This window comes from Pseudomonas simiae (assembly GCF_000934565.1).
Taxonomy (GTDB): Bacteria; Pseudomonadota; Gammaproteobacteria; order Pseudomonadales; family Pseudomonadaceae; genus Aquipseudomonas; species Aquipseudomonas simiae.
The window spans coordinates 3,483,628-3,506,533 of sequence record NZ_CP010896.1 but is presented as its reverse complement, the minus strand read 5'-3'; the positions used below and the strand labels follow the sequence as shown (position 1 = coordinate 3,506,533).

The window sequence follows — 22,906 nt, the reverse complement described above, 5'->3', positions numbered from 1 at the left end:
TGTAATCCAGTGTGGGAGCGGGCTTGCTCGCGAATGCGGTGCATCAGTCACAGAAACATTGACTGGCCGACCGTATTCGCGAGCAAGCCCGCTCCCACATTTCGTTTGTGCTATACCCGATAACTCCATTTCATGCGATCTTCTGCGCATTCGCCCTGGAGTCGCCTGGATGCCCTCATTTATCGCTGATCACCCGATGCTGTGCGCCCTGGCGCTGATCTTTATCGACATCGCCGTGTGGCGTCTTATTTCCGTCAACCTCGCCAACTGGAAGCTGGCGGCGCGGTTGGCGATTTTTGCCGTGTACAGCGCCGTGCTGTTCAACGACGGCATGAACCCCATGCAAGTGGCGCCTTATGCGGACAACACCGCCTTGCACCTCTCGGCCACTGCCTTGCAGATCGGTTGGTGGCTGTTTGCGGCGCGCACGCTGACGGTGTTGCTGGGTGCGGTGATGATGCAGCGGGTCGGCCACACCGGGCGCCTGTTGCAAGACCTGGTGGGGGCTGTGATCTTCCTGATCGCGATCATCGCCGCCATGGCGTATGTGCTCGATTTGCCGGTCAAAGGTGTGCTCGCCACTTCCGGTGCGGTGGCGATCATTGTCGGTCTGGCATTGCAGAGCACGTTGAGCGACGTGTTTTCCGGGATTGTCCTCAATACCACCAAGCCGTATCAGATCGATGACTGGATCTCCATCGATGGCACCGAAGGCCGAGTGACTGACATCGACTGGCGCGCCACGCGCCTGCAAACCTCTCAGGGCAGTCTGGCGGTAATCCCCAACTCCCTGGCGGCCAAGGCCAAGATCATCAACTTCTCGCGCCCGGCGGACATGTTCGGCCTGTCGGTCAGCCTGCAGGTCAGCCCCCATGCGCGCCCGCAAACCGTGATCGAGGCGCTGGAGCGGGCGATGCAAGGGTGTCGGCCGCTGCTGGGCAATCCGGCGCCGAGCGTGGCGTTCAAGGCCTCGGCCAGTGGCGGCGTCGAGTATGAAATCAGCGGATTTGTACCCGCCATGAGCCTCAAGCGTGAGGTGCGCAACCAGCTTTACGACCTGGCCTTCAGGCACCTGCAAGCGGCCGGGGTGGGATTGCTGTCGGCCACCGAAAGCAGCACACCGCCGGCCATGTCCGCGGCGCGCGCATTGCTCGAACGCTCGTCGATTTTCTCCACCCTGCGCCAGGAAGAGAAAGACACCTTCAGCCAGAACATGACCCTGAACGCCTACCGCGCCGGCGAGATGATCCTGCCGGCGGGGGAGGTCAGTGACCATTTGTTTATTGTCGAGTCCGGCGTGGTCTCGGTGATGCTGACCAAGGGTGGGCACAAGGTCGAAGCAGGACGAATGGGGCCGGGCGAGGTGATTGGCGAGGCAGGGATCCTGTCGGACCAGGCGGCGCTGGCGGACTTCTCGGCCAAGACGTTCTGCACCTTGTATCGCATTGAGAAGGAATACCTGAAACCCTGCCTGGATGCGCGTCATGACATCAGCGAGGCCATGAAGACCCTGCTGGATTTCCGCCTGCACGCCGCGCAGGCCTTGACCCAGGAAGCGCCGGTGGTGCCGGTCAAGAAGGGGTTCCTGCAATGGTTGCGCAATCGCGGATTGTAGTTGATCAAGGCGCCATGGCAATGCGGTAACGCTGGTCAAAATCCTCGGCCAACTGCGCCAGCGTCACGTCGCCCAGCCGTGCCAGCAACAGCGCCTGGGCCTGATCGAAGGCATCCGTCAGCGCTGCGTTCACCGCTTGTTCGACCAGGCACTCCGGGTGGTCGGTGGACAGGCCGATGGCGAATATCGACGGCGTGCCCAGGGCGCTATGAATGTCCAGCAAGGTGATTTCATTCAAGGGTTTACCCAGGCACCAGCCACCCTGGTGACCTTTTTCCGAGCGTACATAGCCCTTTTCCTTCAGCAGCCCGAGGGTGCGCCGCACCACCACCGGGTTGGTGCCGAGCATCTGCGCGATGGTCTCCGAGGTGGCGCGCTCCTCATGTCGGCCCATATGGATCAGCACGTGGAGCATGCGCGAAAGTCGGGTGTCGTTTCTCATCGATAGGCCTCAGGTTGATTCGGACGAAAGTATCGTTCGTAACCTAAAAAGTTGCGAGACTATTGACGCGGTATTTTTATGTAACTTATGGTGTGTCGTGAAAGCGTTCGGATAACCGGATGCACATGACCGGGGGTCACCTTCATGCTGTACGACGTCATTATCGTGGGCGGCAGTTATGCCGGCCTGTCAGCGGGCCTGCAATTGGCAAGGGCACGGCGCCAGGTGTTGGTGATCGATGCGGGGCAACGGCGCAACCGCTTTGCGGCGACCTCCCACGGTTTTCTCGGCCAGGACGGTCAGGCCCCGGAAGCCATCGCTTCGCAGGGGCGCGGCCAATTGATGGCATATCCGACGGTCACTTGGGTCCAGGACCGCGTGATTCAGGCGAGTGGAGAGTCGCAAGGCTTCGCCATTGGCACTGAATGCAACGGCACGTTTCACGCCAAGCGCCTGATCCTCGCCACCGGGGTAGTGGACGAGTTGCCCGCCATCGAAGGCCTCGAATCACGGTGGGGCAAGCACGTGTTCCATTGCCCTTACTGCCACGGCTACGAGCTGGACGAAGGCCACATAGGCGTCTTGGCCACCTCAGCCTTGGCCATGCACCACGCACTGATGCTGCCGGATTGGGGCACCACCACCTTATTCACCAACGGCGTATTCATCCCGGATGCCGAGCAACAGGCACACTTGGATCGACGCGGAGTCAGCGTGGAATGCGGCGCGGTACGGCGCATCTGTGGCGAGCGCGCCGACCTGGAGCTGGACGATGGGCGGCTGTTCAGCCTCGATGGGATCTTCACGATGTCCCGCACCCGAATCAGCCCTTTGGCCGCGCAACTGGGCTGTGAGCTGGCGGACGGCCCAACCGGTCCCTACCTGCACACCAATGACATGCGCCAGACGTCCCAGCCTGGCGTGTTCGCCTGCGGCGATGCGTCCCTCGCCGCCGGTTCGGTCGCGCTGGCCGTGGCGGAGGGCGTGCGCGCCGGTGTGGGCGCGCATTTTTCCTTGATCAACGGTTGAGGTGCACCGGGCTGTCCGTGGACAGCGAGGCCTTTACCGCCAGGGCATGATCGGTGGTCAGCACTTCTTCGCGGCCTTCGCTCAGGGCTTGAAGCGCTTCAGCCATCCACCAACTGCTGGAACAGCGGCGTCAGCAGGTCGATCAGCACTTGTGGATCGGCCTTGGCCAGCGCCGACAACTCCAGCATCTGGCGCATGACCTGGAAACCCGACACCAGGGCTATCACCAACGCGGCACGCTCTTCGTGGTGGGCGCCTTTGAGTGCTGCGGCCATGGTTGCCTGATGACCTTTTTCCACTTGCTCGCGACCGATGATGGCTGCGCGTTTGCTGGACGCCGCATGCAACATGATCAGGAAACCTTCCAAGGGCTTATTGCCGGCTTCGGTGAGGCTGACCAGTGCGGTGGCGATGGTACGGCCGAGGTTTTCCGAGCTGAGGTTGCCTGGCGTCAGGATGATCGGGCTGGCCAGGGTCTCGGCGATCACTTCGGCAAACAGCTCTTCCTTGGACCCGAAGTAGCGGTTGACCAGCATCTCGGTGAGCCCCGCGCCAGCGGCGATCTCGCGCACCCCGGCGCCGTCATAGCCCGATTGGGCAAAGGCCTTGCGCGCGGACAACAGGATGGCTTCGCGGGTGACGGCGGCATCGCGCCGTCGTGGAATCGGGTTGGGCATTGGTGTCCTGATAGGGCGGGTATCGGTGGGTGCGCAGGTGATGCGCGCCGACAGGATGCTCTGCAATTGCGCGTCGGTCCAGTTCGGTGGGCTGGCCCACATATGGCTGATCTGCTCGACACAGGCGTCGTACTCTTTAGGCGTCGGCGAGCTCTTGGCGTACTCCTTGCCAGCGCGTTCGATAAAGGCGGCGAAGTTTCTCAGCGTTCAGCGGCTTGAACCGCAGAAAAAGACAGCATCAGGCAGGCAGAAGTTACGCCGCCTTTAGGGCCGACGATGGAATAAGCCTGCACACGCATACACGATCATTCGGCGAGGGTGATTTTGTTCAATACCCCGGCCGACTCGCCGTTTACCGTGGCCTCACCATCACGGGTTCGAATAAAAAGGAACTGCAATGAGCTTGATCATTTCCATGGCTGCCTTCGCCCTGGCCACGTCCATCACGCCAGGCCCGGTCAATGTGGTTGCGCTGAGTTCGGGGGCGCGCTTCGGCTTTGTCGCCAGCCAGAAGCATGTGTTTGGTGCTGCTGTGGGCTTCACGTTGCTGTTGGTGTTGATTGGCCTGGGCTTGCATGAGGTGCTGGTACGCTGGCCGATATTGACCCAGTTGATCCAGTGGGGCGGGGTGGCGTTCCTGCTGTACATGGCCTGGAAACTGGCGGCGGACGATGGCCGTCTCGACGCCGAAGGTAACGCCACCGCGCCATCGATGCTGTACGGGGCGATCATGCAATGGCTCAACCCCAAGGCCTGGCTGGCCTGCGTGGCGGGGATGGGCTTGTTTGTCGCGGATGGCGATGCCGCACAGGTCTGGCTGTTTGCGGCGCTCTACCTGGTGATCTGCTACCTGTCCGTGGCGTGCTGGGCCTACGCCGGGACGTTCCTGCGCCGCTACCTCGGCAACCCTCGGGGTGTTCGCGTGTTCAACCGCTCAATGGCTGCGTTGCTGGTGGCCAGTGTGGGTTATTTATTGATGGCTTGAGCCGGTCGCGGTACTGCCCCGGCGTGGCGGCGAAATGCTGTTTGAACGTGCGCTGGAAATGCGCTTGGTCGGCAAACCCCGCGGCCAGCGCGACATCGGCGATCAGCTCACCCTGGCGCAATTGCGCGCGGGCAAACTGGATACGCTGGTTGACCAGGAATGCGTGGGGCGTCAGCCCGTAATACTGCTTGAATGCACGGATCAGGTAGGACGGCGACAGCTCGGCCGCCACGCAGATATCTTCCAATCTGAGTGCGTCGGTGCAGTGTTCGCGGATGTAGTCGGCGGCGCGTTCCAGCTTGTGGTTGACCTCGCGCACCGGCGTGTCGGAGGGGTTGAGGCGCTGTTGCACTTCAGTGAAGTAACTCACCAGCGCGCTCTGTTTTTGCAGGTGTTCGGCCTGTTCATCCACCAGTATCCCGTACAACTCCAACAGGCCTTCGTAAAGCACCGTGTCCCGGGTGTAGGGCGTGTTGAAGGGCCGATAACCCTGCTCCGTGCTGAAGCCCAGTTGGTGCTGCAAGTCCGTCAGCCAGGGCGTGTCGATGTACACCATTTGGTAGGACCACGGCTCATTGGCGATAGGGTTGCAGGCGTGTACGTCGCCGGGGTTCATCAACACCACCGTGCCGGCGCTGATCTCAAAGGTGTCGGCGCCGTAGTGGTAATAGCTGCGCCCCGTGGTGACCACGCCGATGGAGAAATGCTCGTGCGCGTGACGGCTGTAGGTGACCTTGCGCCCATCGGCAATGGTGCGTGCTTCGACGAAGGGCAGGCGCTCGTCGCGCCAGAAGCGCGGCGAGCGTGAAAGGTGAGCGAGGCTGTTCGGCGACATGGCGGCGGGTCCCTCCCTTGAGCGAGTGAAGGGATCATTGCACAGACCGCCACCGTCGTCAGCTCAGAAGTCCCATTTGGTCGCCAGTTGCAGGCTGCGCGGTTCGCCGTAGAAACCGGTGCCGAAGTTGCCCAGGCCGGTGTAGTACTTTTTATCGAACAGGTTCTTCACGTTCAGCGTGGTGCTCAGGTGCTCGTTGAAGCGGTAGCGCGCCATCAGGTCGACCAGGTAGTAGCTGTCCTGGGTGATGCGCGCGTACTGGCCGAAATTGACCGTGTCATTCGGGTTAGGCTGGAACACGTTGCCGAAGAACTCGCTCTGCCAATTCACGCCGCCGCCCACGGTGACATTCTCCAGCGCGCCGGGCAGGCGGTAGGTGCTGAACAGACGCACCACTTGCTGTGGCGTGGTGGTTTGCAGCACCGAGCTGTACACGTAGCCGTTGTTGGCATCGCGGGTGTGCTGGTAGGTGTAGCCCGCGGAGACGTTCCAACCGTCCAGCACCTCGCCCGACAGTTCCGCCTCGAAGCCTTTGGTGGTCGCACCGGCAATCGGGCGATACACCGAGTCGGTCTCGAAGCCCGAGACGTACTCGGCGACATTGTCCTGCTCGATGCGGAACGCCGCAAAGCTGGCGTTCAGGCGGCCCTCGTAAAACGCGGCCTTGATCCCGGCCTCATAGGTATCGCCTTCGATGGGGTCAAGCAGCTTGCGATCGGCGTCCTTGCTGTTCTGCGGGCGATATATCTGGGTGTAGCTCGTGTACACCGACCAGGTGTCGTTGAGGTCGTAGACGATCCCGGCATACGGCGTGACCACGCCGCTCTGGTGGTAGCGGGTGCGGTTGTCGGCTTTGGTCGGGTCGTAAAAGTCCGTGTTGTCGGTGCCGCTGAAATTGCTCACGCGGGTGCCAAGGATTACCGAGAGGTCATCGGTGGGTTTCAGGCGTGTGGCCAGGTAGGCACCGGTCTGGCGCTGCACGATATCGTTCTGGCCGCTGCGCGGGATGTCTGGTTTAGCGTATTCGCCGTGCCAATCGAAGATGCTGCCGCCCACGGGCGGGTAGACCGAACCGTACACCGGCACATCTTGTTTCGAGCGGGTGGTCATGAAGCCCATGATCAACTCGTGTTCACGACCGAGCAGGCTGAACGGCCCGCTGAGGTTCACGTCCAGGGTGTTTTGCACCTGGTCGCCCTTGTACTTGCCCATGAACATGTACATGTTCTCGCCGCTGACCGGGTCCGGGTTGCCGCCGCTAGCGGAGGCGAGCAGGGTGTCGTGCTGGCTGCGCTTGCGGTCGAGGCTGACTTTGAGCGACCAGTCATTCGCCAGCTTCTGCTGCACCGAGGCGAAGAGTGTCTGGTTGTTGAAGTCGCGACGGCTCCAGTCGGCGGCCGGGTTGAACGAGCGCGAGAAGTTCGTGCGCGAGCCGTCGCTGAAGTACATCGGGAAACCGGTCCAACTGGCACCGCGGGAGCGGGTGTCTTGCTGATCGATGCCGAAGGTCAACAGGGTGTCGGGCGTGAGGTCGGCTTCAAGGATGCCGTAGGCGATGTCCTTGGTGTTCTGGTAGTGGTCCAGGTACGACTGGCGATCCTGGTACACGCCGACAAAACGCCCGCGCACGTTGCCGGACTCCGTCAGTGGGCCGGAGATGTCGCCTTCGGTGCGGTAGTTGTCCCAGGAACCGAAGGTCTGGGTTACCGAGGCCTGGAAGGCAGCCGTAGGCTTTTTGCGAATCAAGTTGACCGTGGCCGAAGGGTCGCCGGCGCCGCTCAGCAGGCCGGCCGACCCCTTGATGATTTCCAGGTGGTCGTACACCGCCATGTCGGTGCTGGTGGTGCCGTAGTCATATACGCCGTCATAGGTGGAGTTGACACCGTCGTACTGGAAGTTGGTGATCGGCAGGCCACGGCTGGAGAACTCCCAGCGCTCGCTGTCGTAGTTCTGCACGCTCACGCCGGGGGCGCGGCGCAGGGTGTCGGCGATGCTGTTGGTGCCCTGGTCGTCCATCTGCTGGCGGGTGATCACCGTCACCGATTGCGGGGTTTCACGCATCGACAGCGGCAGGCCGGTGGCCGAAGCCATGGAGCCGGTGGTGTAGGAACGGGTGTCTTCGGTGGTGGCGCCCAGGTCCTGGCCGGAAACCGTGGTGGCACCCAGCTCCAGCGCGCCGGTGTTGGCGGGAATCGGGTCCAGCACGTAACCGTTGTTGCCTTGGGGCAGGGCCTGCAGACCGCTGCCCTGCAACAGGCGCTGCAAGCCGGCCGCCGGGGTGTAGTTGCCGTTCAGGCCGGGGCTGGTCTTGCCGGCGGCGAGGCTGTTGTGGCCGGCGATGAAAATGCCCGACTGCTCGGCGAAGTTGTTCAACACACTGACCAGGGAGCCGGCGGCGATGCGGTAGGGACGCGCGGCCTCCTGGCTCGAAGGCGAGTCGGCGGCGTGCACCATCGGCGCGCCAAGGCAGAACAACGAAGTGGCCAGCGCCAATGGGCACAGCGCGAAGCGAGCAGGTTGCGACATGGATGTTTCCCTTTGGATCAAATCGATCGGCGAATTGAAAGCGTCTGCAGGGTTAACCGAACGAGTGTTGAAAAAGGGAACTGGCGGTTGAAGATTTTTTACAGCGGCCCGACCGATACCCACCACGGCAACGGCCGGTCGACCCGAATCGGCAGCGCCGCCTGCAACAGGTGCAGGGCATGATCGCTGTCCTTGAGCGGGAACGAGCCCATCACCGGCAACTGCGCCACCGCCGGATCACATCCCAGATGGCCGGGGCGATAACGGTTAAGCTCGGTGATCAACTGCCCAAGCGGCAAGTTGTCCGCCAGCAGCACGCCACGGCTCCAGGCCTCCCGCGCTTGCGAGGCAGTCGCGGTGGGTTTGAAGCCATCGCGGGTAAAGGAGGCTTGCTGGCCCGCTTCGATGATGCGCACATGCCGGTCTTGGGTGGTGATCTGCACGCGGCCTTCGAAGACATTGAGCTGGGTGTGATCGTCGCCTTGCAGCACACTGAAACGGGTGCCCAGCGCCTGCATGCGCCCGTGTTCGGTATCGACCAGAAACGGCCGACGGGCATCCTTGGCCGTGTCGATCAATACCTCGCCAAAGCGCAGAAGCAGCAAGCGTTGCGCCGCATCAAAACGCACATCCAGCGCACTCAACGCGTTCAGCCACACATGGCTGCCATCGGCCAGCAGGGTATCGCGGGTTTCGCCGCTGGTGGTTGCATAGTCTGCGCTCCAGCCGCCCACCAGTCTGGGCAGGGCGGTGTTGCGCCAACTGCCCCAGGCCAGCGCCGAGCCGCCGCACAGCACCAGCAGGGTCTTGAGTGTCTGGCGCCGCGAACTGCGCAAGGCGCGGCTGGCTCCCTGGGCTTGTTCCTGCAGCGGGGCAAAACGCTGGCTCACCCGCTGCACGTACTGCCAGGCCGCCAAGTGTTCAGGGTTTTGCGCGACCCAGGCCTGCCAGCGCAGTTGCTCCAAGGCGCTGCCGTGGTCCTGCAGGCGCACATACCATTGCGCGGCCTGCTCAAGGCTGGCATGGCTGAGCTTGCCGGAGGCGTTCATTGCACGAGCATCCCGTCGAGTTCGGCTTCCAGGATTGCGCAATGCAGCAGGGCCTGGGCCATGTACTTCTTGACCATGCGCTCGCCCACGCCAAGCTGCTCGGCGATCTGCTTGTAGGGCAGGCCGTGTAACTGGGCGAGCAGGAAGGCTTCGCTGACTTTCTTCGGCAGTCGCGCGAGCATGGCGTCCACCTCAACCAGTGTCTCGACGATGATCGCCCGTTGCTCCGGCGACGGTTGCAGCGCTTCCGGCCGTTCGGCCAGCGTTTGCAGCCACGTGCGTTCGAGCTGGCGCCGGCGCCAATGGTCGATGCACAGTCCACGGGCGATGGTGGCCAGGTAGGAGCGTTGGCGGACGGGGTCGGTCTCGGCCGGTGGGCGGCTGAGAATCCGGATAAACGTGTCGTGAGCCAGGTCGGCGGCATCCCAGCGGTCGTTCAGGCGCCGGCGCAGCAGGCCGAGCAGCCAACCGTGATGGGTGCCGTAGAGGTGGGTAAAAGAAGTCGACACACTGCCCGTCCAGCTCAAAAAAGCATGCAAATAAGAATTGGTCGCGATTAAAGCAAAGCGTCGGGCTGCGTGCAAATGATTAAAACCGCTCAGCCAGGCCAACGATGCCCTTTGAAGGCGCGAGCTTGCTCGCGAAGAACGTGAGAGATGACGCAGCGCTATCGGGCTGCCCGGGGTGGCCTATTGGTTATTCGCGAGCAAGCGCGCTTACCAAAAACCAATCCGCGCTGCTATTGCCGCTGCAAGCGGCAGTCACAGCGGTTTAGACAGAAACACCCGGCTGCTGCCTTCAGGTGCGCAGGGCACTTCACCGAATTTCACCCACCCGTGCTTCTCGTAGAACCCCGGCGCCTGGAAGCTCAGGGTGTAGAGCACCGCATTGCGACAACCCCGCCGACGGGCTTCGTCTTCGAAGGCTTGCAACAGTTGGCTGCCCAGGCCCGACCCCCGCAGGTGTTCGGGCAGGTGGAAGAGGTCGAGAAAGGCCATGCCTAGCGTGGTTTTACCGGTGATGCCGCCGACGATCTGCTGGGTGGCAGGGTCTTTGATCAGCACCGTCAGCGGCTGGCGATCGTTGTAGCCCGTGATGCTTTCGTTGAACGCCGCCAGGCCGCTGCCGAGGAGGCGCTCGGCTTCGGGGTTGGGCTGGTCGCTGATTTCAATCAACGGTATGTCCATCGTCAGAGCGCCCTGACCATTTCATGCCACGCCATTCCTCCGTGATCCGATGGCGAAGGGCGCACATAGTCATAACCCATGCGCTCGTACAACGGCACGTGCTGTTCTTTGCACATCAAGTGAATCGTCTGTTTGCCCATCCCGCGCATACGCTGCACGAACTCAGTCATCAACGCTTTGGAATAGCCCTTGCCCTGATGCGCCGGGTCAACCACCACCGACATGATCACGACGTTTGGCGCCTCGGCGCAGTGGCCTACCAACTCCTTGAACGCCTCGTCCGACATCACCACCTCATGGGCGCACCCACAGTTGATGAAACCCACCACTTCGCCCTCGGCTTCCAGGATCAAGAAACCTTGCGGGTATTGCGCAATACGCGTGGCGATCTTCTCCAGCGTCGCGGCTTCGTCGCCTTCGTAGGCGCTGATTTCGATGTCAAAGCAACGCGCGGCATCGGCGGGGAGGGCGGTGCGGAAGGTGAGGGCGGGCATGGTATTTCCTGAGGCATTGAGCGAAAGGCCCCATCATAGAGAAACATCCTGTGCCTGGCACTGAAACGCTCTCTCCCAATACTCGATAAGCTGAAGGCGATACCCTGCTGGCCGGTTTCGGCGCAAATCCTTCGGGTGTGCCAGCGCTCGGCAATACGGCCGCGCTCCAGTACCGCTGCGCAGGGTGAGGCGTGCTTCCCGCTCCCCCTAGAACTCCCCGGAATACTTCACCGCTGCTGCCGCCCGCGACGGCACATCCAGCGTGCGCAACAACGACGACACATGGATGCGCACCGTAAACGGCGAGATTTCCAGGGCCTTGGCGATTTCTTTGTTGGTCTTGCCCTGCGCGATCAGGCGCAGCACGTCCTGCTGACGGGCGGTGAGGGCGTAGGTGTCCAGTGGCAGCAAACCGGAAGGGGCAAACTTGACCAGCACTTCGCCTTCGCGGATAGCCAGCAGCGCCTGGCCGATCTCGTCGGGGGCGATGTTCTTGCCGATGAAGCCGTCCGCGCCCAGGGCCATCACCTGATCGATCAATGCCGGGTCATCCACCATCGACACCACGATCAGTGTAGTGCGCCGCAGTTGCTGGCGCAGTTCGACCAGTTGGCTCATGCAGGTCAGGCCGGGAAAGCGCAGATCGAGGATCAGCGTATCGACCTCGCCGCCTTCATGGATCAGTGCGAGCACCCCGTCAAGGTCCCCGGCTTCCTGCACCACGGCGTCCGGCAACAAGCGCTGCACCGTGCGCAGCATGGCTTCACGAAACATCGGATGGTCATCAGCGATGATGATGCGACTGCTCATGTGGGTGCTCCTTCCTGGGGCAAGGGTGTGCAATTGCATGCTACCTTACCACCGCGCCCAGGGCCTGCCTGTGGTGTGTGAAGGAATTGATCACTGCCGCACAAGGACGTAACCCCATGAGTCTTGAGACCAACTCCGAACTCGACCAAGCCAACCTGCGCATCGTGGTGGCCAGCATTGCGATTGTCTACATCGGTGCATTGGGCTTCCTGCCCGGACAGTCGGTGGACACCTACCTGCCGGTGATCCTGTATATCTTTCTGTTCCTGCTGGCCTCCATCGTGTTGCGCCAGGTGATCGCCCGATGGCCCGGACATTACCCGGCGCGGCGGATCTTCGGCATGCTTCACGACTACACCGGCACCTCGTTCGGCATGGTGGTCGGTGGTGAGGCGGCATTGCCGCTGTATGCGGTGATGGTGTGGGTCAACCTCGGCAACGGCATGCGTTACGGCTCGCGTTACCTGGCGATTGCCACGGCGTTGGCGCTGCTGGCACTGCTGATTGTGTATCGATTGACGCCGGTGTGGCAGGCACAACCCTTCATGGTGCTGATGCTGATGATCACCAGCACGGTGATCCCGGTGTATGCGCACATTCTGCTGGAGCGCACGCGCAAGGCGTCGGAGCAAGCCATCGCCGCCAACCTGGAGAAATCCCGTTTTCTCGCTCAGGCCAGCCACGACCTGCGCCAACCCATCCATTCCATCGGCCTGTTCACTGCCTGCCTGCGCGAAGCCCGGCTGGGCGACGAAGAACGGAGGCTGGTGGACAATATCGACCGCTCCCTGCTCAACGTGTCGCAACTGTTCCGTTCGATTCTCGACCTCTACACCCTCGACAACGGCCGCCTGATGCCCAAATACCAGGCGGTGCACCTGGGCGAGTTCCTCGCCGACCTGGTACGCCAGAACGCCGAAGCTGCGCGCTGGGCCGGCGTGGAGCTGCGCCTGCGGCCGTGCGCGCACTGGGTGCTGGTCGACCCGGCGCTGCTGGCGACCATGGTGCAGAACGTGCTGTCCAATTGCTTCAAATATGGCGCGCATCGTCCGGTGCTGATCGGCGTGCGCGTTCGCGACGGCGGCTTGGCGGTGGAGATTCATGACCGGGGGCGGGGAATTGCCGAGGAGCATCTGTCAAAGGTCTTCGAGGAGTTTTATCGGGTACGCCACCTGCGTGACAAAGACGTCGAAGGCGTGGGCCTCGGGCTGTCCATCGTCAAGCGCCTGGGGCAATTGATGGGCGTGCAAGTGAGCCTGCGCTCCCGGGTTGGCCATGGCACCTCCGTGTGCCTGTATGGCCTCACTTTGGCCACTGCACCGCGGACTACGGCACCGCGTGACGACACGCGCCAGGCCGGGTTGCTCACGGGTTTGAAGGTGTGCCTGGTGGAGGATGACCACAACGTGCTGCTCGCCACCCAGGCGCTGCTGGAGCGCTGGGGGTGCGAGGTGCAGGCGGAGTCGTCTGGGCGTGACCTGGTCAGCGACTGCGACATCATCGTCGCCGACTATGACCTGGGTAATCATGCCACCGGTATCGAATGCATCGACGCCCTGCGCGCGCAACGTGGCTGGGCGGTCCCGGCGCTGATCCTCACCGGGCACGATGTGGAGAAAATCCAGGCCGCGTTGTACGACCGTCAGATCGCCATTCTCTCCAAACCCGTACGCCCCGCTGAACTGCGTGGCAGCCTGCGGGACCTGAGCCAGGAGTCCGTTACTGGGTGAAGCCCTGCAGTGGGTTGCCGCGTGCGCCTTTGGGCTGGCAGTAGGCGGCAGGCTTCATCAGGCCAAAGCTTGCGACCGCAAACGCGCCGCCGCTGGCACCGCTGGGCACCGAGCAGTTGTACTCGCCAGACGCCGCGGTGGCCACGTAGTAGGTGGTCATCGAGTCGCTGCGTACGTTGGAGATACGCTTGACCGGCTCGCCCAGGTTGGTTTCCGACAGGGTCTTGAGGTGGTCTTCAGTAGGCTTGATGTTGCTGCAGCCGGCCACGCCTATGATCAGGGCACCCAACAGGGTCAGGCGAGTAACAGAGGATTGCAGTTTCATGGTGATTCTTCCTTGGGGTTGTTATGGTTTTTCCAGCGCACAACACGCCCACGCGCAAGAAATGCACGGTGCCGGAGGAGCGTTGGAAGTGTCGGGGAATATAGCGCCGCAGGGGGGAGGGGTCGATTAGCACAGGTGTGCTAATGGCACGATGATTTCATGGAAATCGCGTGAAAGGCTGAAGATAAAACCGGCCACTCCAAAGGATGCCCAGGTAGCGTTCGCTACCCGTTTGCAAGCCGTTCGCACTTCCGGCAGGCGCTTCCTGACATGGATCTCACGTAGCAGCCGTAAGAAAGCGTTTTCACCGTTAAATGATAAAGCCGTCCCAGATGGCTTTCTGTTCAACAGAATCGGCCAATAGCGCAGTTCAGCATGAGTTTTTGCTTATAAAGCGATACTCAACAGCCCGCCCATGACGCCGCTGCCGAGTACCACCAGCCACGGCGCAACTTTACAGAACATCAACGCAACCAGCGCCACAAGGGCCAGGGCAAAGTCCTGCGGGGCGTGAATCGCACTCGTCCATACCGGCTGATAAAGCGCCGCGAGCAACACACCGACCACCGCCGCATTGATGCCCATCAGCGCCGCTTGCGTGCGGATGTTGTGCCGCAGACGCTCCCAGAACGGCAAGGCGCCCAGGACCAACAGGAAAGAAGGCGCAAATATCGCCAGCAGGCAAACCAGGCCCCCAAGCCAACCGTTGGGCGCTTGGTTCATCGACGCGCCGAGAAATGCAGCGAAGGTGAATAGCGGCCCAGGGATGGCTTGCGCGGCGCCATAGCCCGCCAGGAATGCATCGTTGCCGACCCAGCCGGTAGGTACGACTTCAGCCTGCAACAGCGGCAGTACCACATGTCCGCCACCGAAGACCAGCGAGCCAGCGCGGTAGAACGCATCCACCCTCGACAACATTTGACTTGGAAACCACGTTGCCAGGAGCGGCAGCCCGAGCAACAGAGCACAGAACAGAACCAGCCAAAACATGCCGGCACGACGGCGGATGCGAATGGGCAGCGGATCACGGGCTTCGCTCGGCTCGGGCTTGAAGAGGCACAAGCCAATGATCGCACCCATCGCTATGACCCCGACTTGCCCCAACGCGGAGGGTACGAGCAGCACGAAGCAGGTTGCTGCTGTCATGATGGATCTACGCGGCGTATCGGGACACAGATTGCGCGCCATCCCCCATACCGCCTGCGCGACCACCGCCACGGCTACCACCTTTAACCCGTGCAATACGCCAACGGGTATGACATCGCCATAACGGGCTATGCCCAACGCAAAGAGGATCAGGGCAATCGCGGAAGGTAAAGTGAACCCCATCCACGCCGCCAGCGCGCCACCGTAGCCTGAGCGAGAAAGCCCAAGCGCGATGCCGACCTGACTGCTTGCAGGCCCTGGTAGAAACTGGCAAAGGGCGACCAGATCCGCATAACTGCGCTCGCTGAGCCACTGTCGACGCACCACGAACTCGTCTCGGAAGTAGCCCAGGTGGGCGATTGGGCCACCGAAAGAGGTCAGGCCCAGGCGCAGGAAAATTAGGAAAACTGTCCAGTGGCGGCGGTCAGTCTGGCGGGTGTCGGTCATGTTGATTGATTCATCATCGGCCTATTCAACAGACATTAATCGAAAATTGTTAACGAAAGACAATACTCAAGCTGCGCGCATCACAGGATGCAGAGGCCTGCTGAGTCTTCACCGAGCGGATTGAGCCCGAACGTGGCACGAGTGATGCGACGGATGAATTCGCTAACAGAGCAGCAAAGGCCAACGACAGACCGAAAGACCACTCCATTCATTTTCAGTCGGCGACGTCTTCCGGCGAAACCACCCAAACACTGCAAGGCATTTTGTATAACAGGTGTTCCACGGTGCTGCCGATCAACTGACCGATCCCTCGATGGACGACGCGTCCCATGACAATAACGTCAATGTCATAAGCATCCGCATAGCTGGAAAGCACCTTGGCCGGGTTACCCATGATCATGTGCTGGTTTTCCGCCGGGATGTTATTGCGCTTGGCCAGCTCATGGAAAGCATCGCTTTGTGCATCGAACAGCGCCTTGGCGGCGCTTGGAGAGAAGAACGCGGAGGCATTGTTGAAACCGAACTCGGCGGCGCTGATCGAGGACAGGTCGTGGGCGTAAATAACGTCCAGCTCAGCATTACAGTTGCTCGCCAGTTTTGCCGCTTCGTGCAGAATTCTGTCGTTAAGGCCTTCGTAGTGGTCATTGCGATGGAACGGGTCGACCGCAGCAACGATTCGCCGTGGAAGGGCGTGGTGCAGATGACTGACAAAGTGCAGGGGCACCGGGCATTCGCGTAGCAGATGAATATCCAACGGAGTGAACATCAGGCGTGACAGGACTGACTCGTGCTCCAGAGCTTTCACCAGTGCTGTCATGGGTTGTTCCCGGAGGTGGATGAGAATCTCTTGCAGGGGGCTTTGCACCCACACCACTTCAGTGGTCACGTGCACGCCGAGCTTGCGCAAGGGGCGGGCCTGATCCTCTAGCCATTGGTGGTGGCGCTCGACATATCCCAAGCGCATCTGTTCCAGAGCTTGCTCATTGACCAGGCCAGCAGTCGCCAGCCCCTCCAGATAGTCGAATGCCACGATGTGCAAGGCGGCGTCCGACGCCTTGGCCAGAGCGGCAGCGCGCTCGAAGGCCGGGCTGTTTTTCATGAGGGGCGAAACAACCAGCATGAAACGTGATTGCGCAGACATGGCAAATCTCCCATTGGTAATCGCTCAAACGCTCGCCAGTCGAACGTCCGGGCAGTGAGCCTTGCGCCTAGGGTGGCGCTGGCTACGCCAACGGGCTTGATTTTTGTCAAAGAGACGAGTGAGAGCGCCAAACGATCTGCGGCAGGCGCTTTGATTCTCTGATTGTTGACCATTATCAATCTGCGGTTGGTCGCCCTGGCGCAGTCTCGGGTGAGTGCAGCACTCACGAACTCGATCTGCGTAGGAGAACCGATGATGGCCACCATGAAAGCCGCAATATTCGTTGAGAAGAACCGCATCGTGCTCGAGGACAAACCGATCCCCGAGGTCGGCCCGCTGGATGCTTTGATTCGCATCACCACCACGACCATCTGCGGCACCGATGTGCATATCCTTCGCGGCGAGTACCCGGTGGCCAAAGGCTTGACCATCGGTCACGAGCCAGTGGGCATCATCGAACGGCTGGGTTCGCAGGTGCGCGGTTTCGTCGAGGGACAACGGGTCATCGCTGGGGCAATTACCCCAAGTGGCCAGAGTTATGCCTGCCTGTGCGGCTGCGCCTCACAGGATGGCCCCGACACCCGGCACGGATTTCGCGCCACGGGTGGCTGGAAATTCGGCAATATCATCGACGGCTGCCAAGCCGAATACGTGTTGGTACCAGATGCACTCGCCAATTTGTGCCCAATCCCCGATGGTTTGAGCGATGAACAGGTGCTGATGTGCCCGGACATCATGTCCACCGGGTTCTCTGGGGCGGAGCGCGGTGAGATCAATATCGGTGACACAGTCGCCGTATTTGCCCTCGGGCCGATCGGTCTGTGTGCCGTGGCCGGTGCACGACTTAAAGGGGCCACCACCATCATCGGCGTCGATGCCGTGGCGCAGCGCATGAGCGTCGCCCGTCAGTTGGGCGCGACCCACGTGGTGAATTTCAAGGAGGCAAATGTGGTCGAGCAAATCATGGCCCTGACCGATGGCCGGGGAGTCGATGTCTCGATCGAGGCTCTGGGCACCCAAGGTACGTTTGAGTCGGCATTGCGCGTGCTGCGCCCCGGCGGCCGGTTATCCAGCCTGGGGGTGTACTCCAGCGACCTGCGCATCCCGCTCGATGCCTTTGCCGCCGGCCTCGGTGATTACAGCATCGTGACGACGCTGTGCCCCGGTGGCAAAGAGCGGATGCGCCGGTTGATGGCAGTGGTGCAAAGCGGTGCCGTCGATTTGTCACCGCTGGTGACTCACCATTTCAAGCTCGATGACATCGAGGCGGCCTATGAGCTGTTTGCCAATCAGCGTGACGGTGTGATGAAAGTGGCGATAACGCCTTGAGAACGTCTTTCGCAGGTGTTCATGAACTTCGAGATCACGCACTCACAACCCGCTCATTACTGGGATCAGGGCCACCATGATTGAAACCATTGGCATGGCGGGGGCGGCCGCCGCGCTGGGGATCGGCATGTTGATCGGTCTGGAGCGCGAGCGCCACAAAGGGACCGGAGATACCCGCGACTCCGCCGGATTGCGGACCTTCGCGATCACCGCACTGCTGGGATATGCGGCGATGCAGGTGGGAGGGGCGTTGCTGGTCGGGATGGTCGCGATCAGTCTAACCGCGCTGGCGACTGTCGCCTATTGGCGAAGTCTGAGTGACGACCCCGGCGTGACCAGCGAAGTGGCTTTGCTCACCGTGCTGATCCTGGGCGCGCTGTGCAGTACCGCTCCCGAACTGGCCGTCGCTATGGGTGTGGTGGCGGCGGGGCTGCTGACGTATCGGGAGACACTGCATCATTTCGCCAAAAGCCAGTTGACCGAGCCTGAGATGCGCGATGGACTCGTCTTGCTGATTACGGCGCTGGTGGTGCTGCCATTGCTGCCGGATCGTTACATCGGCCCTTACGCAGCCCTCAATTTGCGCACCGTCTGCAGTTTGACCGTTTTGTTGATGCTGGTGGGCGCCGCGGGGCATATTGCGGTGCGTACGCTGGGAACTCGCTACGGCTACGCTATCAGTGCGATCGCCTCCGGATTCGCCTCCAGTACCGTGACCATCGCCTCGATGGGACATCGCGTCGCCACGGAGCCTGGCAATATCCGCGCCCTGAGTGCTGCGGCGATATTGTCCAATTTGGCCACCGTGATTCAGGTCGGGCTGATTTTTGGCCTGGTTGATCCCGCACTGTTGCGCAGCATATGGGGGCCATTGGCCTGCGGATTTGCTGTCACGGGGTTATATGGCGCATGCCTGATGTTTCCCGTCCAGAGCGGGGGCGCCAACGGGCCGATCAAGGTGGGGGGCGCATTCGATCTCAAGCTTGCCTTGATTGTGACGTTGACCATGACCGGTATCACCCTGGTTTCATCAGCCATGCTGAGCCACTTCGGTCAGGTCGGGATAATGTTGACTGCGACCTTGACCGGTTTTGCCGACGCGCATTCCTCCACAGCGTCCATCGCCTCCCTCGCCAAGGCCGGCTTGTTGCCGTTCGATGCCATCGTCGGCCCTGCGCTGGTTGCTGTCAGCAGCAACTCTTTGAGCAAGTGCCTGATGGCTTGGGTCAGCGGTGGCAGACGATTTGCCGCCTATGTTATCCCGGGCCAGGTGTTGCTGACGCTGGCCATGTGGGCGGGCACCTTGCTGCATTGAGTTCGGCCGGTATGTCCAGAACGCTGAAACGGCAACCGTTGCCACCGTTTCTCTTGGCCTGGTACATCGCGCTGTCGGCTTGGGCGAGCAGATCATCCACACTGCTTCCATCGCCGTGAAACAGGCTGATACCGATGCTTATAGCGGTTTCGATCCGATGATTGTCCACCATGAAAGGCTGATGGATAGCGGCGACCAATTTGTTCGCCAAGGGCTCAAGTTGGTCAATCTGGTCCACGCCGGAGATCAGGATCGCGAACTCGTCACCGCTCAGGCGGGCGACCACGTCGGAGCGGCGCACTGACTGGCCCAGGCGTTCAGCCACCGCGACCAACAGCCTGTCCCCGCAAGCGTGGCCGAGGGTGTCGTTGATGGATTTGAAGTGATCCAGATCGATAAACATCAGCGCCAATGGCTGCTTGTATTTGATCGCGCCATTGATTGCCTGGTTGAGCAGGTTCAGGAACAGCAAGCGGTTGGGCAACCCCGTCAGAGCGTCGTGGAATGCCAGTTGCTGCATGGCGGCGCGCTCTTCGTCTATGAGACTGAAGTTGTGCAGGATGGCGATGAAGTGCGTCACCACACCGTCCTGGTCGAGCACCGGAGTGATGATCTGATTGACGGTGCAGGTGCCTCCGTCCTTGCGCCTCTCGACCATTTCGCCTTGCCAGCTCAGCCCCGCCATAATCGTCATCCACAAATTGCGATAGAACGTAGTGCTTTGTCTGCCTGAAGACAGCAGATGCGGGGTCTTGCCCACCAGCTCTTGCTTGGAATAGCCGCTCATCAGGCAGAATGCTTTGTTGAGCCACACGATGCTGCCACTGCGTTCGGTGATTAGCACCGGGTTTGTTGCAGCGTCCAATGCCCTTACCAACACTTGCTGGTCATTTTCGATCATTGCCTATTCTCTCTGCAGACACAGGACGCTTTGGTTCAGGCTATGAGGGTGCGAGGGGGTACTTGTTGATCAATATCAACTTTATTCGGGGCGATGTTCACCCTTACGACTGGCATACCTGACAAATATCAAACAGCTGAAGCCTGTAACGCTCAACCTAGAGCAATAGCCATCCAGATGGCCCCGTCCCGAGGTGCCCCATGTCACAGATCCAGCGTTTATTATTGATTGCCCCTCCAGCCATGATCCGCACTCCAGCCTTTGAGCGTGCCACGGCTCTGGCTCGGGCGATGCAACTGCCGTTGCACATCGTCGCGTTTGATTATCTGCAGGCACTAGCGGTGGCAGGCCTATTTGCCCCCGAACAGATGGGTGTAGCGCGGGAAGGGTATTTGCAAACTCATCGACAGTGGCTTGCGGAACAGGCCGAGCTGATGAGCAAACATGGCGTTGCAGTCTCCAGTGAGGTGGTGTGGGTACAGCATCCTTATGAAGAAATCCTGCATTTCGTCAGCGAGCTGCCGTTGGCACTGATCATCAAGGATGCTCACGAAGAGTCGGCGTTGAAACGGATATTTTTCACCCCGCTGGACTGGCAGTTGCTGCGTGATTGTCCAGTGCCGGTGCATCTAGTGATCAATGACCTGCATGCTCGACCTCGCCAGATCCTGGCTATTGTCGATGTCCTGCGCAGTGAAGAGCAGGATCAGGTATTCAACGATCAGATTATCGATGCCGCCGTGAAGCTGGCCGAGCAATGTGGTGCCACATTGGAGTTGGTGCATGTGTATGACTGGATGGCGGTGTATGCGACGGACATGGGCGTTGGTGCGTTACCGCTGGCCACGGGTCTCTATGAGGCGTTGGGCAGCGCAGAGCGTGAGGCGTTTGCGGCGCTAGCCGAGCGCCATCATGTGGCACCGCAGAACCGTCACTTTATCGAAGGTGCGGCGGTTCCAGGCATTTGTGAGTTCGCGACTAAACACGCTACGGACGTGATCGTCATGGGGACGGTGCAGCACCATGGCTTGAGTAAACTGTTAGGCACAACCGCCGAACAGCTCTTGCATAGGGCGCCTTGCAGCGTATGGGCGATCAAACCGTCGCGCGACTGATACGTGGCCCAGCCGGCAGGGCAGGCCGGCACTCCACGCCTACGGCGTGTCCCCTACCTTTAATGACGCGGCGCCCTTGAGCAAAGGCGCGCGTTATCGCGGGGCAACTGTTTACAGGTGAAGACGATGGATAACCTGAGATGAGTTGTCGGGGTCGCTAGACGTGTCGAACCCCAAGCTTCTTGCCAGGTCACGCATCGGCGTATTGCTTGCCGCGTCAATCGAGTACATCTGGGTGAAAGCGTTGCGACGCGCCGCCTTGATCAAATGCGTCATCAGATGCGTGCCCAAACCCAGATGCTTCCACTCATCAGCAACGGTGACTGCGCATTCACATACATGTTCTCCGGTGGCGGCATACCGACTGATACCGATCTCGGTAAGCTTGCCGTTATCGTGAGTCAGTGCGATGTAGGCCATGCGCTGGTCGTTGTCAGTGTCCATCAACTGATCCAGCATCGCTTTGCTCGGCTCATTGATCTGGGCAAGAAATCGCATATGCCGCGACTCGGGAGACAGGCGCTTGATAAACGCATACTCACGCTCGCGGTCTTCATCCGTGAGCGGCCGTATCAGCACGTGGCGGCCGTCTTTAAGGGGTTCGATCCAGTGGTGGCCGGTCACTTTGGCGTAGACATCAACGGCGCGTTCATTGTGTTCTTTGACGGTTTGCATGAAAAACCTCCATCCAGTTCAGATCGGCGCGCCGTGATTACCGCGCGGGTCATACCTTTCTACGTCGATGGGGCGGTCTGATTCTGATCTGGATCAGAAACCCGTGAGGTCGGTGCTCAATCGTGAGGTACTTATTCAAACTGTCGTCGTGATGACAGTCGGGGGAATGCGCCTGATTGCAACGTTTTCCACGGCGCTGGCTGCCGCGCGTACGCGATGGGGCGCCAAGTGTGCGGGCGTTAGAGGACGGTCGGACGATTGCAGCCTGATACCAGTTGTTTAAGGCCCTCCATGTCCTGAATCTTGACGTTCCGGCCGGCAATATCCACCAGGTTCAGGTCTCGCAGGTGCGCGATACCCCGGCAGATGGTCTCCAGGCGTAGTCCTAAGTAGGAACCGATTTCCTCTCGGCGCATTTTCAGAACAAAGTCCTTGGGGGAATAACCGCGAATGCTCAAACGTTGTGAAAGGTTGAGCAGGAAGGCCGCTAGGCGCTCGTCCGAGTTCATGTTGCCCATGAGCATCAGCATTGTCTGGTCACGCACGATTTCCCGGCTCAACAGGCGGTTGAGGTTGTGTTGCAGCGACGGCAGGCTCTGCGAGAGTTTTTCCAGTTGCGCAAAGTGGATGGGGCACACTTCGCTGTCTTCCAGGGCAAACGCGCTGCACGCATGTATGTCGGCACTGATAGCGTCCAGGCCCAGCATCTCGCCAGGTATCTGAAAGCCGGTGACCTGCTCACGACCGTCGACTGACACCATGCTGGTCTTGAATGAACCAACTCGCACGGCGTAAAGCGAGCGCAAGGGGTCGCCGGTGCGGTACAACGCCGTACCTTTTTTGATCTTGAAGCGCTGGACGATCAGTTTGTCCAAGCGCTTCACTTCATCGCCCGATAGCCCTATCGGCAGACAAAGCTCTAGAACACTGCACTGTGAGCAGGCTGATTTGAGGCTCTGGACTTGTAACGGACGGGTTCCAGTCATCGGGTCTCGCTCCGCCAGGTATCTCCTGAGCATAGCGGGGGGGCGTGTGGGTCCGCACTTAATTTGCCCTTTTTCAGGTTAAAGGTGACGAGTGGAGAAGAACGCTATTCGAACGAACAGTCCTGCCGTTCCATGCTGCCCAAATTG

Annotated in this window: 22 protein-coding genes and 1 pseudogene; 7 read left to right on the top strand and 16 right to left on the bottom strand. The window is 60.7% G+C overall.

Annotation, left to right across the window (positions count from 1 at the left end):
* Positions 1-169: 169 nt before the first annotated feature.
* Positions 170-1,615, top strand: a complete 1,446-nt coding sequence (locus PF1751_RS15650) for a mechanosensitive ion channel family protein (RefSeq protein ID WP_021492314.1) — start codon at positions 170-172, stop codon at positions 1,613-1,615.
* Between the two features lie 4 nt (positions 1,616-1,619).
* On the opposite strand, the gene PF1751_RS15645 is transcribed toward PF1751_RS15650, so the two are convergent.
* Entirely contained in the window at positions 1,620-2,057 is a 438-nt protein-coding gene (locus PF1751_RS15645) for an Rrf2 family transcriptional regulator (RefSeq protein ID WP_029529115.1), read from the bottom strand.
* A gap of 144 nt (positions 2,058-2,201) precedes the next feature.
* On the opposite strand from PF1751_RS15645, the gene PF1751_RS15640 reads away from it, so the two are divergent.
* Positions 2,202-3,086, top strand: a complete 885-nt coding sequence (locus PF1751_RS15640) for an NAD(P)/FAD-dependent oxidoreductase (protein ID WP_010209761.1) — start codon at positions 2,202-2,204, stop codon at positions 3,084-3,086.
* Between the two features lie 98 nt (positions 3,087-3,184).
* Here the strand turns inward: PF1751_RS15640 and PF1751_RS15635 are convergent, their stop codons facing one another.
* Together PF1751_RS15635 and PF1751_RS29735 are read right to left on the bottom strand one after the other, a co-directional pair.
* On the bottom strand, positions 3,185-3,763 hold the full coding sequence (locus PF1751_RS15635; RefSeq protein ID WP_029529116.1) for a TetR/AcrR family transcriptional regulator: 579 nt from the start codon (positions 3,761-3,763) through the stop codon (positions 3,185-3,187).
* Positions 3,764-3,817: 54 nt separating this feature from the next.
* A pseudogene (locus PF1751_RS29735) lies at positions 3,818-3,958 on the bottom strand (alpha/beta fold hydrolase); the annotation flags it as partial.
* Between the two features lie 202 nt (positions 3,959-4,160).
* Between PF1751_RS29735 and PF1751_RS15630 the strand changes: the two are divergent.
* On the top strand, positions 4,161-4,748 hold the full coding sequence (locus PF1751_RS15630; protein ID WP_010209766.1) for a LysE family translocator: 588 nt from the start codon (positions 4,161-4,163) through the stop codon (positions 4,746-4,748).
* Here PF1751_RS15630 and PF1751_RS15625 read toward each other — a convergent pair.
* The 7 genes from PF1751_RS15625 to PF1751_RS15595 all read right to left on the bottom strand — a co-directional run bounded on the left by PF1751_RS15625 (position 4,690) and on the right by PF1751_RS15595 (position 11,649).
* Complete coding sequence (locus tag PF1751_RS15625; protein WP_044287325.1) at positions 4,690-5,583, bottom strand: AraC family transcriptional regulator; 894 nt, start codon at positions 5,581-5,583, stop codon at positions 4,690-4,692. The two genes, PF1751_RS15630 and PF1751_RS15625, sit on opposite strands and share 59 nt — an antisense overlap.
* A gap of 63 nt (positions 5,584-5,646) precedes the next feature.
* Complete coding sequence (locus PF1751_RS15620; protein ID WP_021492311.1) at positions 5,647-8,109, bottom strand: TonB-dependent siderophore receptor; 2,463 nt, start codon at positions 8,107-8,109, stop codon at positions 5,647-5,649.
* Between the two features lie 98 nt (positions 8,110-8,207).
* Positions 8,208-9,158, bottom strand: a complete 951-nt coding sequence (locus PF1751_RS15615) for a FecR domain-containing protein (protein WP_021492310.1) — start codon at positions 9,156-9,158, stop codon at positions 8,208-8,210.
* On the bottom strand, positions 9,155-9,667 hold the full coding sequence (locus PF1751_RS15610) for a sigma-70 family RNA polymerase sigma factor (RefSeq protein WP_010209776.1): 513 nt from the start codon (positions 9,665-9,667) through the stop codon (positions 9,155-9,157). The genes PF1751_RS15615 and PF1751_RS15610 overlap by 4 nt, the downstream gene beginning before the upstream one ends.
* A 252-nt stretch (positions 9,668-9,919) precedes the next feature.
* Positions 9,920-10,345: a GNAT family N-acetyltransferase gene (locus tag PF1751_RS15605; RefSeq protein ID WP_042572188.1), complete on the bottom strand. Its 426-nt coding sequence runs from the start codon at positions 10,343-10,345 to the stop codon at positions 9,920-9,922.
* Between the two features lie 2 nt (positions 10,346-10,347).
* Entirely contained in the window at positions 10,348-10,839 is a 492-nt protein-coding gene (locus PF1751_RS15600; protein ID WP_010209781.1) for a GNAT family N-acetyltransferase, read from the bottom strand.
* Positions 10,840-11,046: 207 nt separating this feature from the next.
* Positions 11,047-11,649 carry a LuxR C-terminal-related transcriptional regulator gene (locus tag PF1751_RS15595; RefSeq protein WP_010209782.1) on the bottom strand — a complete coding sequence of 201 codons (603 nt, stop codon included), beginning with the start codon at positions 11,647-11,649 and terminating at the stop codon, positions 11,047-11,049.
* Positions 11,650-11,765: 116 nt separating this feature from the next.
* On the opposite strand from PF1751_RS15595, the gene PF1751_RS15590 reads away from it, so the two are divergent.
* Positions 11,766-13,379: a hybrid sensor histidine kinase/response regulator gene (locus PF1751_RS15590; RefSeq protein WP_010209785.1), complete on the top strand. Its 1,614-nt coding sequence runs from the start codon at positions 11,766-11,768 to the stop codon at positions 13,377-13,379.
* Here PF1751_RS15590 and PF1751_RS15585 read toward each other — a convergent pair.
* The 3 genes from PF1751_RS15585 to PF1751_RS15575 form a co-directional block, all read right to left on the bottom strand.
* Positions 13,369-13,704, bottom strand: coding sequence for a hypothetical protein (locus PF1751_RS15585; RefSeq protein WP_010209787.1), 336 nt, complete (start codon positions 13,702-13,704; stop codon positions 13,369-13,371). The two genes, PF1751_RS15590 and PF1751_RS15585, sit on opposite strands and share 11 nt — an antisense overlap.
* A 387-nt stretch (positions 13,705-14,091) precedes the next feature.
* A complete protein-coding gene (gene chrA / locus PF1751_RS15580) occupies positions 14,092-15,297 on the bottom strand; it encodes a chromate efflux transporter (protein WP_010209788.1) in 1,206 nt (401 codons plus the stop codon).
* Between the two features lie 214 nt (positions 15,298-15,511).
* On the bottom strand, positions 15,512-16,438 hold the full coding sequence (locus PF1751_RS15575; protein ID WP_021492307.1) for a universal stress protein: 927 nt from the start codon (positions 16,436-16,438) through the stop codon (positions 15,512-15,514).
* A 255-nt stretch (positions 16,439-16,693) separates the two neighbouring features.
* Between PF1751_RS15575 and PF1751_RS15570 the strand changes: the two genes are divergently transcribed.
* Together PF1751_RS15570 and PF1751_RS15565 are read left to right on the top strand one after the other, a co-directional pair.
* Positions 16,694-17,767 (top strand): NAD(P)-dependent alcohol dehydrogenase, encoded by a 1,074-nt coding sequence (locus tag PF1751_RS15570; protein WP_010209790.1) that lies wholly within the window; start codon positions 16,694-16,696, stop codon positions 17,765-17,767.
* A 76-nt stretch (positions 17,768-17,843) separates the two neighbouring features.
* A complete protein-coding gene (locus PF1751_RS15565; RefSeq protein WP_010209791.1) occupies positions 17,844-19,082 on the top strand; it encodes an MgtC/SapB family protein in 1,239 nt (412 codons plus the stop codon).
* Here the strand turns inward: PF1751_RS15565 and PF1751_RS15560 are convergent.
* The gene (locus PF1751_RS15560; RefSeq protein ID WP_010209792.1) at positions 19,024-19,983 is read right to left on the bottom strand and encodes a GGDEF domain-containing protein; all 960 of its coding nucleotides are present in this window, start codon (positions 19,981-19,983) and stop codon (positions 19,024-19,026) included. The genes PF1751_RS15565 and PF1751_RS15560 overlap by 59 nt on opposite strands.
* A gap of 200 nt (positions 19,984-20,183) precedes the next feature.
* Between PF1751_RS15560 and PF1751_RS15555 the strand changes: the two genes are divergently transcribed.
* Positions 20,184-21,098: a universal stress protein gene (locus PF1751_RS15555; protein WP_010209793.1), complete on the top strand. Its 915-nt coding sequence runs from the start codon at positions 20,184-20,186 to the stop codon at positions 21,096-21,098.
* A 111-nt stretch (positions 21,099-21,209) separates the two neighbouring features.
* Here the strand turns inward: PF1751_RS15555 and PF1751_RS15550 are convergent, their stop codons facing one another.
* Both PF1751_RS15550 and fnr read right to left on the bottom strand, forming a co-directional pair.
* Positions 21,210-21,773, bottom strand: a complete 564-nt coding sequence (locus PF1751_RS15550; protein ID WP_010209795.1) for a GNAT family N-acetyltransferase — start codon at positions 21,771-21,773, stop codon at positions 21,210-21,212.
* Between the two features lie 239 nt (positions 21,774-22,012).
* Positions 22,013-22,759, bottom strand: a complete 747-nt coding sequence (gene fnr / locus PF1751_RS15545; RefSeq protein ID WP_021492303.1) for a fumarate/nitrate reduction transcriptional regulator Fnr — start codon at positions 22,757-22,759, stop codon at positions 22,013-22,015.
* Positions 22,760-22,906: the final 147 nt, after the last annotated feature.